Raw genomic sequence first — 16785 nt, 5'->3', positions numbered from 1 at the left:
TATTCCTTTTGTGTGTTTATCAGCTTAACATTTTCTGAGCTTTTTTTACAGCTTCTACAAAGGTATCTATTTCTTCAAAGGTATTGTAAACAGCAAAGCTGGCACGAACTGTACCTGGTATGCAGTAGAAGTCCATAATAGGTTGGGCACAATGATGCCCCGTACGTACAGCAATTCCAAATTGGTCGAGAATTACACCTACATCGTAAGGGTGAATGTTTTGTAAGTTAAATGATATAACAGCGGTACGCTTACTCAAATCATCATTACCGTAAAGAGTAATGCCTTCTATATTTTGTAATTTAGCGATAGCATATTCTAATAGTTTGTGTTCGTGTGTAGCAATAGCTTCCATTCCCAATTGCTGTATATAGTCAATTGTAGTTCCAAACGCAATACCTCCACAAATATTAGGAGTACCTGCTTCAAACTTATAAGGGAGGTCGGCATAAGTACTCTCTTCAAAATGCACTTCTTTTATCATTTCTCCCCCTCCTTGATAAGGAGGTAATTGTAATAGTAATTCTTCTTTACCATACAACGCTCCTATCCCCGTAGGTCCGTACATTTTATGAGCTGAAACAGCATAGAAATCAACATCGAGAGTTTGCATATCGGGTTGCAAATGTGGGGCTGCTTGTGCTCCATCTACTAATACAACAGCTCCTACACGGTGTGCTTTTTCTATAATTTCTTCTATAGGGTGAATATTTCCTAAGGCGTTCGATACGTGCTGTACACACACTATCTTCGTACGTTTATTTAGCAGTTGGTTATACACCTCTAAGTCCAAAATTCCTTTCTCATTCATCGGGATTACTTTTAAGGTAGCTCCACTCCGTTGGCAAGCTAATTGCCAAGGCACTATATTGCTGTGGTGTTCTGAAGCCGAAATAATTACTTCGTCTCTCTCTTGCATCAGTGCGCTATAACCGTTAGCCACTAAATTAATACCGTGTGTAGTTCCCGCAGTAAAAAGAATTTCAGAGCTTTTACGGGCATTGAAGTGGCGCTGTAGTTTCTTCCTCGCTTCTTCATAAGCATCAGTAGCTTCTTGGCTGAGAGTGTGTACTCCACGGTGTATATTAGCATTTTGGTAACTGTAATAATGCACTATTGCCTCTATCACTTGTGTAGGTGTTTGCGAAGTTGCTCCATTATCAAAATAGATAAGAGGTTTGTTATGAATAGTGCGTGAGAGTATAGGGAAGTCTGTTCTTATTTCAAGAATACTTTTCATTGTTCGTTATTTTGGGTGCAAAGATACAACATTTTTATTGTATTACCACAAACCTAAAATCAAACGGATTAAAGTCTTTTATTAACTCAGGAATGAGTTCTTCTCCTTTCATCAAATAGAAATCTGTGAAGTTAGCAAAACGCTCCTGTAAGGCTCCGTTAGGAAAGAGTTCATTTTGTAAAAAAATAGTCTGTTCCAATTCCTCTGCAAACTTCCTTTTCTGGGCTTTTAAGAGGCGTTTTTCCAGTTTGTCTAACCCTTTCATTTGTCTTACTTCTTGTGCTTTTACAGCGTTCTCAAAAGTAATATCAGTGCGTTTAGCTAACTCATATAAGTGCTTAAACTGCTTGTGTAGTAACTCTTTTTCAGGAGTAAAATCTATAGGAAATTCGCTTAACTGTCTTACTTTCTTGTTTTTTAAATCTTCTGGTTTTAGAAATAAGTCTTCTACTGAAAGTTGTAGTTTTTGTAGTTTTTCGGCTTGTCTTTGCGAAATAAGCATTGCTGAATTGCGCAACATTAGTATCGGGAAAGGTACTTTCTCCTTATTGAAAAAGCCTTTTAATTCCAGCCAATAGGCTATTTCACCGCCTCCACCAATATATGCCAAATTGGGTAATATTACCTCTTGATATAAAGGTCGTAAGATTACATTGGGTGAAAATCGTTCTGGATAGGTGCGTAGTTCCTCTAAAATCCCCTCCTCAGAAAAACGAATATCCGTACCGTGTACCTCAAAGCCGTCCGCAGTGCGCACAAGGCGATGTCGTCCTCCTTCTGTAAGATAAAACATATTCACCTCACGAGGGTTCACTTGCACGGGATAAGAGCTATTTACAGTCTGTAAAGCCTTAATACTTTTAGTAACCTCAGTATGTGCCACACTGTGCAGTAAATCATCGCTTATGTAAGGGATAAATTGCCTTTTTAGGGCTTTATCGTTGCCATCTATTACTACAACTCCGTATGCTTCAAAGAGAGCATTTACTAAGTAACGAGTGGCAGAGGCTAAATCTTTATTTTTCAGATAACTATCGTGGAAGAGTGTGCGCAAAGTATTAGCATTTTTGCCTAGACCTATGGCTTTGTCAAAAGTCTGAAACACCGCTTCAAGTGTGTCAGTAGCAAAGTTGCCTGTGGCTCCTGTTTGGTCGCTATTCCAGCAAATTGTGCGATTGTTGAAGTGAAAGTGGTTAATCTCCTCAAAATCGTGGTCTTCTGTAGCCATCCAATATACAGGTACAAAGTGCTTATCAGGGTACTTTTCGGCGAGCTGTTTAGCAGTATTAATTACCGAAATTATCTTGAAAATGAAGTAAAGATGTCCTGTAAAAAGACTTAATTGATGTCCCGTAGTGATGGTAAAAGTATTACTTTTGGATAAAAGTTCGATGTTTTTAAGTACTTTCGGAGTAGTTTTTACCTCAGCGTATTGTTCTTTTAAACTACTGACCAAAATATGGCGTTTCTCATCAGTAAAATCAAGAGCTTTTTCTTCTATTTGCTTTTTAAATTCTAACAATGAAGGGAAATTATGATAAAAAGGACGTAATTTTTTATTCTCACCTACATAATCAGTGATGAGTTTAGAGAAAAAACGAATATTTTGATAAGGAATATAAGCGGTAATCATACGCTTTTTAGTGTTTTATTATTCGTCGTCTAATGAAGAGTCATCAGGTATATCTAAATTGCTTACACTCATATCATCTTCTTCGTTATTCATAAAGTCATCATCTTCGTCGAAGTTTTCCATAGTGTCAGCTAAGCGGGTACTCACTTTCACTAAATATATAGTGTCATCAGTACGGACTTCCAAGGCATCAACTGTTTCATTTTTAGCATTCTTAAAACGAATCACATCTGCATCTGTATACCCTTCGGGGTATTTCTCTACCAACATTGAGAGAATCTCATTAGTTAGTTTGTTGTAGTCTACTATTACACGTTTCATATTAATATTACTTTTCACGGGGCGAAAGTAAGTCAATTTTTATAATTACAAAATAAAAAATCTACTTTTTTTTATTTTGTTGTATCTTTGTCCCGCAATAAAGCCCATTTTTTCTAAGAAAATAAAATTATGAGTATGCAATTATTTTTCCATTCCAGCCTTCATTCAAGTAGCACAAATTGCTTTTTTGATAAGGAAGAAAGCCAACATATAGTAAAGGTACTGCGCAAAAAAGCAGGCGATATACTCCATATTACCAATGGTAAAGGACTTCTTTTTGAAGCAAAATTAGATTTCGCTACACCTAAACAATGTGAGGTGTCTATACTGAAATGTACTCCTCAGCTTTCCCGTCCTTACTACTTACATTTGGTGGTAGCACCTACCAAGATGAATGAACGTTATGAGTGGTTTTTGGAGAAAGCCACCGAAATAGGCGTTGATGAAATTACTCCTATTATCTGTGAACATTCTGAGCGTACCACTATCAAAGTAGAACGTTTTGAAAAGATACTCCTTTCAGCAATGAAACAATCGTTGCAATGCTATTTGCCTAAACTGAATGCTCCTATTGCATCAGCTCAGTTTTTCAAAACGATGCTGACAGATAGTTCAGCTAAATATATAGCTCACTGTCAAGAAAATGAAAAGCGCTTGCTCTCTCGCGCACTCAAGCCCTTTCCTGAGCGTATTACCGTGCTTATAGGTCCTGAAGGCGATTTCTCTACCAATGAGATAAACACCGCTTTGCAACAAGCATTTGTGCCTATCTCATTAGGAGATACTCGCTTACGCACCGAAACAGCAGCCATAGTAGCCTGTCATACCGTTGCGGTAATAAATGAACTGACTAACATTAGTTCAACTTAATATCATCTTAGGTCTGTCATTCCTTTGTCTTCTGTTTGTCATTCCTTTGTCTTCTGTTCGTCATTCCTTCGTCATTTGTTCGTTCATTGTTCGTCTTTTGTTCGTCATTCCTTCGTCATTTGTTCGTCATTCCTTCGTCATTTGTTCGTTCATTGTTCGTCTTTTGTTCGTCATTCCTTCGTCATTTGTTCGTCATTCCTTCGTCATTTGTTCGTTCATTGTTCGTCTTTTGTTCGTCTTTCCTTCGTCTTTCCCTCATCTGCTCGTGCGGCTCGCACCGTCTTTTGTTCGTCATTCGTTCGTTCGTCTTTTTCCTATCTGCCTATGCGTCTCGTTCTATCCGCCTGTCGTGCTACGACCTCGCACCTTCTAAGAGATAAGTAAAAAATAAGATGAATTATAGTTATACTTCGTGTTCGCCTTTGATGTCTCTGTGCTCGTAATCGGCAATCATCAGTTTTTCGTAATCAGTTTTAGTACCTTTACCGAAACGTCTGCCAATATTGTCAAAAATGAGGTATACCAAAGGCACTACAATAAGTGTTAAGAATAATGAGGAAATAAGTCCACCTATAATTACAATCGCCAAACCATTGTTCACTTCGGCACCTGCTCCATTGGCAATAGCAAGCGGAATCATACCTGCTACCATTGCTATAGTCGTCATTAAGATAGGGCGTAAACGGGCGTGGTTTGCTTGTATTAATGCAGTTACAGTATCTTCCCCTTCTTGCTTGCGGTGGTTAGCGAAGTCTACTAACATAATTGCGTTCTTAGCAACCAACCCAATAAGCATAATGATACCTAAAAGAGTAAAGATATTAAGTGACATATTGGCTAATGCCAAAGCTACTAAAGCTCCAATGAACGAAAGCGGTATAGAGAACAATACCACAAAAGGCCGTGAAAAACTGTCGTATAACACTACCATTACCATATAAACTAAGAGAATAGCTGCAAAGAGCGATATAAACAAGGTGCCGAACCCTTCGTCTTGCATCTCTTGGTCACCTGTAAACACGAAGTGTACGTTAGCAGGTTTTTCTAATTGGTCTATCTTAGTTTTCCATTCTGAAACTATAGTACCTGTAGGACGACCTACCGATTGAGCTTTTACGGTTACCGAAGGAGATTTGTCATAACGTTCCAGCTGTGTAGGTCCTGAAGCGTAAGCTATAGTCGCAAATTGTGATAGTTTTACCTGTTGTCCCACCGAGTTGATAAACATCATATTTTCTATATCGTCTATAGACTGACGGCTACCTTCTTCAAACACTATATTAATATTGTATTCTGAATCTCCTGTACGGAATTTACTGTCGTCATTACCATTAAAAGCGGTTCGCATCGTTCCCCCTACAGTAGCAATATTAAGTCCTAACATTGCCATCTTATCGCGGTCTATCTGCACATTTATTTCAGGATTACCAGATTCTGAGGAAAGCTTAATTTCAGTAGCACCTTCAACAGTTTTAAGAAGCTCAGCTGTTTTCTCAGCGTACTGTTGGGCTACTTCCACATTGTCAGAAGTAACTACCAAAGCAATTGGTGATTGCTCAGCTCCCATCAATCCTACAGGCACCGTCTTTACTTTAGCTTCTACTAAATACTGACTCAGTTTACGTTTCAGCTTTGCCGCAATTACGTTAGTCGATTCATTACGTTCTTTTTTATCGATAATAGTAAGTTGTATTTCCGATTTGTAAGGAGTTGCTTGTGAAGCTCCCATACCACTGGTAGACTGTCCTACAGTAGTAATCATACTCTCTACCAAAGGTTTATTGGTACCCTCTACTTTTAAGCTACGAAGATAATTTTCAGCTTTTTGGGTCATAAAGTTAGTCTGCTCTAAGGAAGCATCTTTATTCAATTCAAACTGTACTAAAAACTTTCCTCTATCCATATTAGGCATAAACTCAGATCCGATAAATCCAGTAGGAATCAATGAACAAGAACCCGCAAAAAGGAAAAATACCAAAATAATAGTTTTCCATTTATTGGCAAATACCCATACCAATAAGTCAGAGAAGAACTGTGTAAAGCGTTTGAGGTATCCTTCAAAGCCTATGGTTAGTTTTCCTAAAAATGAATTGGGATTTGCGTGTTCTAATTTTCCAAACCTAGAGTACAACCAAGGGACTACTGTAAAAGACATCAATAATGAAAGCATTGTAGCAATAGCTACAGTCAAACAGAACTCACGCAATACTTTTACTACAATAGCATTACCTAATGAAATAGGGACAAACACTACCACAATTACTAAGGTAATTGCCATTACAGTAAGCACAATTTCCTTAGAGCCATCAAAAGCAGCACGCACTTTATTCTTACCCATCTCCATATGGCGGTGAATGTTTTCTAATACTACAATAGCATCGTCCACCAAGATACCTACCACCATCGAGAGGGCAACAAGGCTCATCAAGTTCAGTGTAAAACCAAAGAAATACATACCTATAAAAGTAGCAATGAGAGAAGTAGGTATAGATACCATTACAATAATAGCATTACGTAGGCTGTGGAGGAAGAAGAACATCACTACTGCTACCAATACAATTGCCAATATCAAATCGGACATTACAGAGTTGGCTGCTTCCAAGGTAAACTCACTAGTATCTTCAGCCAATAGCATCTTTACTCCATCATTTTTATAAGTCTGCTCTACTTGTTCCATCTTCTTGCGTACCAACTCACTCACCGATACAGCATTAGCATCGGTTTGTTTCAATACTTGTAGCAAGAGAGTATTTTCTTGGTCTATACGCGCTATTTTGGTAGCTTCTTCTTCGGTGTCTTGCACATCAGCTACATCCGAAAGTCGTATCTCTACTCCATTCTGTGAAGCAAGTATAAGGTTGCGCAATTGTTCTACATCTTGTAATTTACCAAGCAAACGTATAGAGGTACTATTCTCACGAGTTTTAATTTTACCCGCAGGAATTTCCATATTCGAAGCTGCAATCAATTGTTGTACTTGAGCAATAGAAAGACCATAACCTTCTAACTTCTTAGCATCAATGCTCACGCGTATTTCGCGTTTGCGACCACCTATTATATTCACTTGTGCTACTCCTGGAACACGTGATAACTCTGGCTGTATTTTTTATCTACCAAATCGTACAATTCTTGTGCCGATAACTTAGAAGTTACCCCAATAGACACAATAGGCAAATCGGAAAGAGAGAATTTACTCAATGATGGTTCTTTAGCATCATCGGGCAAATCAGCTCTTATTGCATTAATTTTGCGCTGTGCCTCATTAAGGGTGTTATCTACATTCGCATCGTTAGTAAGTTGTACTACTACCACCGAAAGGCTTTCATACGAATATGATTGTATCTTTTTGATATTTTCCAAAGCCGAAACGGCATCCTCGATTTTCTTTGTCACGGTGCTCTCAATCTCCGAAGGAGAGGCTCCCGCATACACAGTAGAGATCGTAACTACATTCACTTCAAACTTAGGAATGAGTTCGTAGTTCAATAACTTATACGAATAGAAGCCACCAAGTAGCAACAACAAGAGCATCACAATAAGTACACTGGGACGCTTAATAGAAAGTTTAATTAAATCCATCTTTTGTTTGTTCTAAATCGGGGGCAAAGGTACGATAAAAAACTTAATAAACAAAAAAAGTTTCCATATTTTAGGAAACTTTTATTATAAGTAAGTACTTGAATAATTTGTGAGACTTACTGTTTTGGGGATATTTTTCTAATATTTTATTTACGAAGTTATTAATAGCTTCTTCTTTGCGTTCCGTTGTTTGAGGTAGGTTACCTATACCTTTACCTTGCCAAATAAGTTCACGTTTATGAGCGTCTATAATTTCAATATAAAGAGAACCTTCTGTACTTCGAGCTACATTATAGGTTGCTCCTCCCCAAAAAGGCCCCCAACCCATTCCCCAGCCCCAATAGTATGGAGAATTGTTGTACACATCTACATTTTCTTGTTCACGTGTAAAGATATTTACTAAAACGTCTGGTTTTTCAGAAAGTGTCATCCCTTTAGACGTTAAATTACGCTCAATAGCTCGTAGAATACGTTTCTTATCTAAATCTGAGATAGGAACTTTATCAATACCTTCTTTAAAGAAAGCAAATGATTTGTATGCAGAAAAATCGGCCTGTTGGTCATAATCTGTAGCTACATATACACTAGCACAAGAACTAAGAACAATAGCCATAATTAGGAGTATAAAAACAGTTGTTTTTTTCATATCATAAGTTATTTAAAAGGTTTTGAAATCTTGTTTTATAAACACAAAATCTATACCGTTTTATATTTTTCTATCCATTAATTGTAGGGCAAAAGTTCTGAGGTATTCTCGTTTATCATCTCCTATAGTTATTTTCTCTAATATCATAAGAGCTTTTTGAGTATAATTTTTTATCAGCTGTCGAACTGCTTTGTCTGCATTTGTTATCTGAAAAATCTCTCTTACTCTTGCTATTTTATTATCAACTTCATTTAAAGCATATGCTCTCAATAGTTCTTCACGTTGTTTTTCATTGCTTAGGGCTAAAGATTTTAAAAAGAGTATAGTTTTCTTATTCTCTATAATATCACCTCCTATTTTTTTACCAAATGAAGCATCTCCAAAAGTATCCAAATAATCATCTTGTAACTGAAAAGCTATTCCTAAATTTAAACCGAAATTGTACATATTTATTTGGTTTTCCTTAGTGGTTTCAGAGATAATACTACCCATTTGTAAGGCAGCTCCTATAAGAACTGAAGTTTTGTATGAAATCATTTGCATATATGCCTCAATACTTACCTCTTGTAGCTTTTCAAAATCCATATCCATTTGCTGTCCTTCACATACTTTAAGAGCTGTTTTACTTAATGTTTTTACTAATTCTTGAAATATTTTTGAAGGATAATCCTCTAATAATTTATAGGCAATGATAAGCATAGCATCTCCTGAAAGTATACCTACATTTGTATCCCATTTTTGATGTACAGTAGGTTTGCCACGCCTTAGAGAAGCATTATCCATAATATCGTCGTGGATAAGTGAAAAGTTGTGAAAAACCTCTATAGCAGTAGCTGCATTAAGTGCTTTGTGATAGTCTTTACCAAAAATATCGGTTGCAATAAGGGTAAGTATGGAACGAATACGCTTTCCTCCTAAATTAAGAATGTACTGAATAGGTTCATAGAGGTGAATAGGCTCTTTGGGAGTAAAAATTTTTTCTATATGCTGTAAAAAAGCTGTTTTATACTCTTCAATGGGAAGCATAATAAATTATTATTAGTTTAGAAAGTTAATACTTGTCTGTTTTTTATCCTTTTCTTAAAAGCTCTATTGCGTGATTACGAGCTGATTCACCACTATTTTTTCCTTCAAGCATTTCTGAGAGTTCTGAAATGCGTTCTTGTTCGGTGAGCATTTTAAGATGGGTAGTTGTCTTACCTGTTATATCTTCTTTAAATACTTTAAAATGATAAGCACCCTTAGCAGCTATTTGCGGTAAATGAGTAATGGCAAAAACCTGTCTGTTTTTGCTCATTTGTTTCATTATATCACCCATTTTTCGAGAGATTTCCCCTGATACTCCTGTGTCAATTTCGTCGAACATAATAGTAGGGAGTGCTGTATGTGCTGCCATTATTGCTTTTACAGCTAACATTATACGTGATAATTCTCCTCCTGAAGCTACTTTCTTTAATGGTCCAAAATCTCCTCCTTTATTGGCAGAAAATAAAAATGAGAGCTCATCATTTCCGTTGTTAAAGAAGTGTGAAGTAGGTGTTAGCTTGATATCAAAACGCCCATTGGGCATTCCTAATTCGTGCATAAAGCTCTCTAATTGTTTAGTGAGAGTAGGAATTACTTTTTCACGAGTTTTGTGTAATTCAGTTGCTTTTTTAGAAGTTTCTTCTTGTTGTTTTGCAACTAACTCTTGTTGTTCTTTAAGGTCGAAATCTGCACTTTCTGTTTTAGAAACAGCCTTCTCTAAACGCTCTTGAATACTCATCAACTCTTCAACGGTTGTTACTTTGTGCTTTTGTTGAAGTGAGTAGATTTTATTGAGTTGCTTAGATATTTCCTCTAAATTTTCTGGGTCTGTTTCTATGTTTTCATCAATGTCTGCTACATCTCTACTCAAATCTTCTAAATCTAAGAAAGCTGAGTCAATGCGTTTGTATAATTCCCGGTATTGCTGTTTGTATTCTGTAAGATTTGAAAAAGCGCGACGCAGTTCACGCAAATTATTCAAGATACCTATGTTCTCATCGTTGAGTAAATATAAACTTTCAGCTACACTTTCTTTTATCTCTTCGATGTTAGAGGCTTCTTCATAGCTTTCTTCCAATTCCTCCAAAATGCCTTCTCCTAAAGTAACCGATTTCAGTTCTTTGAGTTGGTGCAGATTGTAATCGTATTCTTTATTAGCTGTCTGTTGGAAATCTATGAGCTCTTGTAGTTTTTTTTGTTCGTTTTTAAGTAGTATTAAAAGACGTTGGTATTCCTCTAACAAAGATTTATTCTCAGCCATTGCATCTATAATTTCAAACTGAAAAGCTGTGTCACTTAAAGAAAGCGTCTGATGCTGAGAATGAATATCTACGAGTACTTCACCTAAACCTGAAAGCACGTCTAATGTTACAGGAGAATCATTCACAAAAGCTCGAGATTTTCCTGAAGGAAGAATTTCACGACGTATAATAGTTTGAGGGTCATAATCTATTTCCAGCTCATTAAAGAGAGATTGAAATTCATAATTTTGCAAAGAAAATTCGGCTTCAATTACACATTTTTCATCTTTATTCCTCAAAGCAGACATATCGGCACGTTTCCCCAATACTAAGGAAAGAGCGTCAAGCATTATAGATTTTCCTGAACCTGTTTCGCCTGTGATAATAATAAAGCCTTTAGGGAAGTCAACTTTTAGGTCATCAATTAATGCATAATTTTTTATAGATAGAGTGTTGAGCATATTCCTTATTTTATTTCATTCCACTTAGTTACTTGGGTGGGAGCTAATTTCATTAAGGCTTCTTTTAGCATTTTGGTATTAAAAATCATTCCACCTGAGTAAATAGAGGCAATTTCATCAGTTTTCGCATTAAAAAACAATATCATTGCATAGGAGCTCAACCGTAGGCTCGGTATTTTTTCAAGTAAAATAATAGCATTCTGGATAGCTTCTTTTCCGCCTTTCTCATCGGTGCTCATTATATCTAAACCCAAACGATGGTATTGGTATAAAGCTTTGTGATAATCAGTGTAATTTTCTGAAATGAGCTCATTTATTAACAAGAATCGGTTGTTTTTACCATTATCAGCCCAACCTGTATAACTACTGTTTTGTGCTATATTAGCAATTTGTTGTGCCTTTAAGAAATAAGGTCTCCCTGCATTTTCAGCAAACGTATCAGCATCGAACCCTAATAGCAAATAGGCATAGTAAGCTATTACCGACGTGAGGTTCGACTCAAAGGCATTTTCATTGAAGGTAAGAGGGGCAAACTCTTGATAGTCAAAAGCTACTTCTTTATCTTGCAAGTTAAATACAGGAGATTGATAAGCTGAATTGTATACAGGACGAGAAGATTGCACCAAAAGACTTGCTTCATAATGCGAATTTTCAAACTTATTAATCACCAGAGTAAAACTACAACGGATACGTTCGTTTTCGCGCACTTTCAAATCTGTCCAACGGGTTTGATTGATAAATTCTTGCAAAGATTTTTCTAAGGTCTTAAAGACTGAGCGATTACTTAAATTTACCTGTTGTGTATTGACCGTTACCACGGCATTCAACTCTTGTGAGAAAGAAAATGAGCTGGCAATTAGGGCTAAAAAGAGTGTTATTTTTCTCATAATGATATGTGTCATATAATTATTTCCTATCTTCCCATTCTAATTAATACGGTATCTCTTCCGTAATTTCAAGACCGTAGCCTGACATTCCTACGTAATTAGAGGCATTTTTAGAGTTGGTAAGTAATCGAAGTTTCCTAATACCTAAATCGTTGAGTATTTGAGCTCCCATCCCAATATCTTTGGTATCTTTACCTACTTGAGGAAGAGAGTGCCCTGTTTGGTGTTCTTTGATTTCGGTAATGTGCTGTAATAACGTTTTCGAATAACCTTCTTTATTAATTACTATCACAGCTCCTTTGCCTTCCTCATTAATTTTTCTGAAAATGCGTTCAAGAGGGTTGTCCTTATCTCCTGCTATAACTTCTAGAATATCATTGCTGATAAATGATGAATGAACGCGCGTAAGCACAGGTTCATCTGCTTTCCAAGTGCCTTGTGTAAAGGCTAAGTGTATTTGTTTATTAGTAGTTTGTTCATAAGCGCGCAAGCGGAATTCTCCATAAGGGGTTTGCAACAAGAAATCTTCTTTCTTTATCACAAGTGTGTCTTTGCGCATACGATAAGCAATAAGGTCTTCAATAGAAATGATTTTAAGGTCGAATTTCTTAGCTACTTCCACCAACTGAGGTAATCGTGCCATCGTACCATCTTCATTTAAGATTTCTACTAAAATACCGGCAGGTTTTAGTCCCGCAATACGAGTGAGGTCAATAGTTGCTTCTGTGTGTCCTGTACGGCGAAGCACTCCGCCTTCTTTAGCGCGTAAAGGGAATATATGTCCAGGACGCCCTAAGTCGAAAGGAGTGGTCTTTGGGTCTACTAATGCTTGAATAGTTTTTGCCCGGTCGAAAGCTGAAATACCGGTAGTACAACCCTGACCTTTCAAATCTACTGAAACAGTAAACTGAGTTTCGTGCAGTACGGTGTTGTTTTGCACCATCATCGGGAGGTCAAGCTCAGCACAGCGTTTTTCAGTAAGAGGAGCACAGACTAACCCGCGACCGTTGGTAATCATAAAATTAATCATCTCAGGAGTTACCTTTTCAGCAGCAGCAATAAAATCGCCTTCATTTTCGCGGTTTTCATCATCTACTACAATAACGACTTTTCCTTTTTTTATGTCTTCAACAGCTTCTTCAATGCTGTTTAGTTTAATATTGTTCATCTTTATCAATTGATTTTATACAAAATGAACACGAGTGTATCACTCGTGTTAAAATTATAAATAGTTATTAATCTTCGTTCAACTTAAAAATTAACTGTAATACGAGCGATTTTGGCACTTTCCTCAATATCTCCTTCTGAGATATTATCGGTAAGGTCAAAAGCTGTTTTAAGAGCCGATTTATCAAAAGTAAAGTAGTAATTCTTTCCTTTTGGAGTAACCATTACGCTACTGATAGAGGGCTCAATTTCTAAATCGGGATATTTTTTCTTTACGTCTTTAAAAGTACTCTGTAACGAAATCCCTTTTTCGGTAGCGTATTTATCGCACAATATCAATACACTTTCCACTATTTTATCCCCCTTATCATTGGTAGTGGGAGTAATTTCAAGAAGCTCTTTACCTTCTTTGTCTAAAATAGTAATGCGTTCAGCACTTGCATAACGCAACTCTCCTTCCATAGTCGAGTTTACTATGGAGTCCTTAGCAAAGATAGAATCTAACTTTTGTATGGGAGTGTCTTTTTGGAGGACTCCTACACTGTTATTAGTGATGAGGAACTCATTCTTTTTATTGTTACACGCCACAATAGTTAAAAGAACAGTAATGATGATAAAGTATTTTTTCATTATTTCTTGATGATTTTATTTAATATTCCTAAAACTCCTCTTACGAACGAAGCACTTGTAACCATTTTTATCAAAGGATTAGTACCCGAACGCTTAGTAGTGGTTTTTTGTGTAGTGGGCTTAGGAGCAGAAGCTTTTTCGGCTTCCTTAGCTTCTTTTTGCTTCTCTTCCTCTTTCCGCACGTCCTCTATTTTCTTATTTAAGATTTCATAAGCACTTTCACGGTCGATAACTTCGTTGTATTTGCGCACTAACTCCGAACGTCCTACCAACGCTTCAATTTCACTATCACTAAGAATATCCATTCTACTCATCGGTGCGCGCATCATTGTGTCTACCAATGGGGTAGGTATTCCTTTTTCGTTCAGTACTGTTACCAGTGCTTCTCCTGTTCCTAAGGAAGTAAGCGTATCGGTAGTGTCGTAAAATTCTGATGAAGGATAGTTCTCCGCAATCAGCTTAATGGCTTTACGGTCTTTAGCGGTGAAAGCACGCAGAGCGTGTTGTACCTTCATACCCAGCTGAGAGAGTATCGCATCGGGAATATCGGTAGGGTTTTGAGTACAGAAAATAAGCCCCACACCTTTTGAACGTATGAGCTTTACAATGTTCTCTAATTGGTTGAGAAGCGTTTTGGAAGCCTCATTGAAAATAAGGTGCGCTTCGTCGATAAAGATAACCAACTTAGGTTTCGACATATCGCCTTCTTCGGGGAAAGTAGTGTAAATTTCAGCCAAAAGACTCAACATAAAGGTCGAGAACATCTTAGGACGGTCTTGAATGTCCGTAAGGCGAATGATGTTTACATAACCTTCGCCCTGTGCATTGGTTCTCATTAAGTCAGCTGGTTCAAAACTGCGCTCGCCGAAGAAAAGCTCAGCACCTTGATGCTCTAATTCCACAATTTTACGCAAGATAGCACTTGTTGAGGACTTAGAAACCGCTCCGTACTCTTTTTCGAAGTCGGTCTTTCCTTCATCAGTGGCATATTGAAGTATCTTCTTTAAATCTTTTAGGTCTAACAAGGGTAGTGCGTGGTCATCGCAGTATTTAAAAACCACTGCCAAAACGCCTTCTTGTACATCGCTTAGGTCTAAGATGCGTGAAAGTAACACAGAGCCAAATTCTGATACAGTAGCACGCATACGCACACCCTTTTGCTCCGAAATGGTCAGTAGTTCGGTGGGGAATGCCTGTGGTTGAAAGTCTAAGCCTATCTTACCTAAACGTTCTAAGATAAAAGGCTTTACTTCACCAGATTCAGCAATACCACTGAGGTCGCCTTTCAAGTCCATTAGCAATACAGGAACACCTTTTTTAGAAAGGTTTTCGGCGATAACTTGCAGAGTTTTAGTTTTACCTGTACCCGTAGCTCCTGCGATAAGCCCGTGGCGGTTAAGTGTTTTTAAAGGTAAATTTACCAATACGTTTTCAATAGGTTGCCCTTCGTAGATAGCCCCTCCTAAGGTAATGTAATCACCTTTAAACGAGTATCCAGCGAGCATTGTTTCTTTAAAAGAATCTATTTTAGCCATTTGTTATTAGTTTTAAGCTGTTAGTAGTGTTTTACTTATTCGATAGGTAGTTGGTATTTTCAAGGCACAAAGGTAGAAAAAAAAGTTGAAAACCCAAAATTTATTAGGTAACAAATTTATTTTTAGTGTAATAAAAGGGTTTGTTAATAACCTTATGAGACTTACAGACTAAGAGCAAACAACGGTCTTTCCTTTCGTTTTACGTCGCTTTATTTCCCTCAAAACTACGGTTTTTTATTAACTCTTAACTCCTCATTTTTAATCATTTACATAGCTATTCTATACCAATCGTCCAAGATTCGTATAAGCTTCCTATAAGCTCTCTATAAGCTAAGCATACCCTCCTAATAACCTTTTTTCACCAAAGTCCCCTTCAATTATCTTCCGAACCTCTCCGTTATCTTTCGTTTCTTCGTGACCCTATCACTAAGCCATCAATCTCCATTTGCTAATTTACTAATTTTTCACATTTGCTAATTCATTTTTTTTTGCATACCTTTGCACTTGTAAGTAGACCGTAAGTTATGCAAATACCTAACACTTTTAACCTTAAAGTTCAAGCTGAAAAATATATTCCTATCCATAGTGAAAAGGAACTCATCAGTGCGTTACAAGAGTATCACAATCCATTTGTTTTAGGGGGTGGAAGCAATATGCTTCTCACTAAAAATATTACGCAACCTGTGTTTCACATTCTGCTTAAAGGCATTAGCACTGTAAAAGAAACTGATGAATACATATGGCTTAAAGCACAAGCTGGAGAGAATTGGCACCAATTTGTGCGTTATACTTTACAACAGGGCTATGGCGGACTTGAAAATCTTTCACTGATCTACGGCAATGTAGGTACTACTCCTGTACAGAACATAGGGGCTTATGGGGTGGAAATAAAAGATGTGATGGAGAGTTGTGAGACTATTGAGGTTCATACACTGCAAAAACGCATATTTACAAATGCAGAATGTGCTTTTGCTTATCGAGAATCTATTTTTAAGGGGAAAGAGAAGGGCAATTACATCATTACTTCGGTTACTTTTAAACTTACTAAAAAGAACCACCAATTGCACACGCAATACGGAGCTATTCAGCAAGTCCTTTCAGAGCGAGGAATTACTAAACCTACCCCCGAAGAGTTGTCTGATGCGATTATTACCATTCGCGAAAGTAAATTGCCTAACCCTAATGTTTTGGGTAATTGTGGCAGTTTCTTTAAAAATCCAATTATTCTAAAAACTGATTACGAAAAGCTACAACAGCAATATCCTGAAATTCCTTGTTATCCAGTGAATGAAACCGAAGTGAAAGTGCCAGCTGGTTGGCTTATAGATCGCTCAGGACTCAAAGGTTATCGGAAAGGAGATGCAGGAGTGCACAAGCATCAAGCATTGGTATTGGTGAATTATGGTGAAGCTACAGGTGAAGAAATTTTAGCGGTGGCTAATTATGTAAAAGCTCAAGTGCGAGAAAAGTTTGGTATTGCCTTGGAGTTTGAAGTGAATATATTTTAATGGATATACTTTATTTACATACAACTCAATCCAACTCTTGA

The 16785-nt window shown here is 37.1% G+C and carries 12 protein-coding genes and 1 pseudogene; 2 read left to right on the top strand and 11 right to left on the bottom strand.

Translation table 11 applies throughout. The features are described from left to right. Positions 1 to 19: 19 nt before the first annotated feature. From HW278_RS00155 to HW278_RS00145, 3 genes are read right to left on the bottom strand one after another with little or no spacing between them, the layout of a single operon-like run. A complete protein-coding gene (locus HW278_RS00155; protein ID WP_015782872.1) occupies positions 20 to 1240 on the bottom strand; it encodes an aminotransferase class V-fold PLP-dependent enzyme in 1221 nt (406 codons plus the stop codon). Between the two features lie 34 nt (positions 1241 to 1274). Further along, positions 1275 to 2873, bottom strand: a complete 1599-nt coding sequence (bshC, locus tag HW278_RS00150) for a bacillithiol biosynthesis cysteine-adding enzyme BshC (protein WP_178976558.1) — start codon at positions 2871 to 2873, stop codon at positions 1275 to 1277. An 18-nt stretch (positions 2874 to 2891) separates the two neighbouring features. Continuing rightward, positions 2892 to 3194 (bottom strand): hypothetical protein, encoded by a 303-nt coding sequence (locus HW278_RS00145; protein ID WP_002671767.1) that lies wholly within the window; start codon positions 3192 to 3194, stop codon positions 2892 to 2894. A 129-nt stretch (positions 3195 to 3323) separates the two neighbouring features. Here HW278_RS00145 and HW278_RS00140 point away from each other — a divergent pair, with 129 nt between their 5' ends. Continuing rightward, positions 3324 to 4064, top strand: a complete 741-nt coding sequence (locus tag HW278_RS00140) for a 16S rRNA (uracil(1498)-N(3))-methyltransferase (RefSeq protein ID WP_178976557.1) — start codon at positions 3324 to 3326, stop codon at positions 4062 to 4064. A gap of 403 nt (positions 4065 to 4467) precedes the next feature. On the opposite strand, the pseudogene HW278_RS00135 reads toward HW278_RS00140, so the two are convergent. From HW278_RS00135 to HW278_RS00100, 8 genes and pseudogenes are all read right to left on the bottom strand, one after another. Next, positions 4468 to 7643: pseudogene (locus HW278_RS00135) on the bottom strand (efflux RND transporter permease subunit). 70 nt (positions 7644 to 7713) lie between these two features. Further along, positions 7714 to 8289, bottom strand: a complete 576-nt coding sequence (locus HW278_RS00130; protein WP_178976556.1) for a DUF4136 domain-containing protein — start codon at positions 8287 to 8289, stop codon at positions 7714 to 7716. A gap of 60 nt (positions 8290 to 8349) precedes the next feature. Next, positions 8350 to 9315 (bottom strand): polyprenyl synthetase family protein, encoded by a 966-nt coding sequence (locus HW278_RS00125; protein ID WP_178976555.1) that lies wholly within the window; start codon positions 9313 to 9315, stop codon positions 8350 to 8352. 43 nt (positions 9316 to 9358) lie between these two features. Next, positions 9359 to 11017, bottom strand: coding sequence for a DNA repair protein RecN (recN, locus tag HW278_RS00120; RefSeq protein ID WP_178976554.1), 1659 nt, complete (start codon positions 11015 to 11017; stop codon positions 9359 to 9361). A 5-nt stretch (positions 11018 to 11022) separates the two neighbouring features. Continuing rightward, positions 11023 to 11919, bottom strand: coding sequence for a DUF4835 family protein (locus tag HW278_RS00115; RefSeq protein WP_015782878.1), 897 nt, complete (start codon positions 11917 to 11919; stop codon positions 11023 to 11025). A 28-nt stretch (positions 11920 to 11947) separates the two neighbouring features. Then, complete coding sequence (gene ribB / locus HW278_RS00110; protein WP_016478682.1) at positions 11948 to 13072, bottom strand: 3,4-dihydroxy-2-butanone-4-phosphate synthase; 1125 nt, start codon at positions 13070 to 13072, stop codon at positions 11948 to 11950. Positions 13073 to 13155: 83 nt separating this feature from the next. Then, positions 13156 to 13701: a hypothetical protein gene (locus HW278_RS00105; protein ID WP_009411807.1), complete on the bottom strand. Its 546-nt coding sequence runs from the start codon at positions 13699 to 13701 to the stop codon at positions 13156 to 13158. Then, complete coding sequence (locus HW278_RS00100) at positions 13701 to 15236, bottom strand: helicase HerA-like domain-containing protein (protein ID WP_009411808.1); 1536 nt, start codon at positions 15234 to 15236, stop codon at positions 13701 to 13703. Before HW278_RS00100 ends, HW278_RS00105 begins: the two co-directional genes overlap by 1 nt. Before the next feature lie 524 nt (positions 15237 to 15760). Here HW278_RS00100 and murB point away from each other — a divergent pair. After that, positions 15761 to 16744: a UDP-N-acetylmuramate dehydrogenase gene (gene murB, locus HW278_RS00095; RefSeq protein ID WP_178976553.1), complete on the top strand. Its 984-nt coding sequence runs from the start codon at positions 15761 to 15763 to the stop codon at positions 16742 to 16744. Positions 16745 to 16785 lie beyond the last annotated feature (41 nt).

Source organism: Capnocytophaga sp. oral taxon 902, from assembly GCF_013394735.1.
Lineage (GTDB): Bacteria > Bacteroidota > Bacteroidia > Flavobacteriales > Flavobacteriaceae > Capnocytophaga > Capnocytophaga ochracea.
The sequence above is the reverse complement of the archived record's forward strand: the minus strand, read 5'-3'. Positions and strand labels throughout refer to the sequence as shown.

What these genes read in the sequence shown, in the direction of transcription:
- HW278_RS00140 (WP_178976557.1), top strand. Translation starts at nt 3,324, where the DNA reads ATGAGTATGCAATTATTTTTCCATTCCAGCCTTCATTCAAGTAGCACA.
- HW278_RS00145 (WP_002671767.1), bottom strand. Translation starts at nt 3,194, where the DNA reads ATGAAACGTGTAATAGTAGACTACAACAAACTAACTAATGAGATTCTC.
- ribB (WP_016478682.1), bottom strand. Translation starts at nt 13,072, where the DNA reads ATGAACAATATTAAACTAAACAGCATTGAAGAAGCTGTTGAAGACATA.
- HW278_RS00130 (WP_178976556.1), bottom strand. Translation starts at nt 8,289, where the DNA reads ATGAAAAAAACAACTGTTTTTATACTCCTAATTATGGCTATTGTTCTT.
- recN (WP_178976554.1), bottom strand. Translation starts at nt 11,017, where the DNA reads ATGCTCAACACTCTATCTATAAAAAATTATGCATTAATTGATGACCTA.
- murB (WP_178976553.1), top strand. Translation starts at nt 15,761, where the DNA reads ATGCAAATACCTAACACTTTTAACCTTAAAGTTCAAGCTGAAAAATAT.
- HW278_RS00100 (WP_009411808.1), bottom strand. Translation starts at nt 15,236, where the DNA reads ATGGCTAAAATAGATTCTTTTAAAGAAACAATGCTCGCTGGATACTCG.
- HW278_RS00155 (WP_015782872.1), bottom strand. Translation starts at nt 1,240, where the DNA reads ATGAAAAGTATTCTTGAAATAAGAACAGACTTCCCTATACTCTCACGC.
- HW278_RS00105 (WP_009411807.1), bottom strand. Translation starts at nt 13,701, where the DNA reads ATGAAAAAATACTTTATCATCATTACTGTTCTTTTAACTATTGTGGCG.
- bshC (WP_178976558.1), bottom strand. Translation starts at nt 2,873, where the DNA reads ATGATTACCGCTTATATTCCTTATCAAAATATTCGTTTTTTCTCTAAA.
- HW278_RS00115 (WP_015782878.1), bottom strand. Translation starts at nt 11,919, where the DNA reads ATGACACATATCATTATGAGAAAAATAACACTCTTTTTAGCCCTAATT.
- HW278_RS00125 (WP_178976555.1), bottom strand. Translation starts at nt 9,315, where the DNA reads ATGCTTCCCATTGAAGAGTATAAAACAGCTTTTTTACAGCATATAGAA.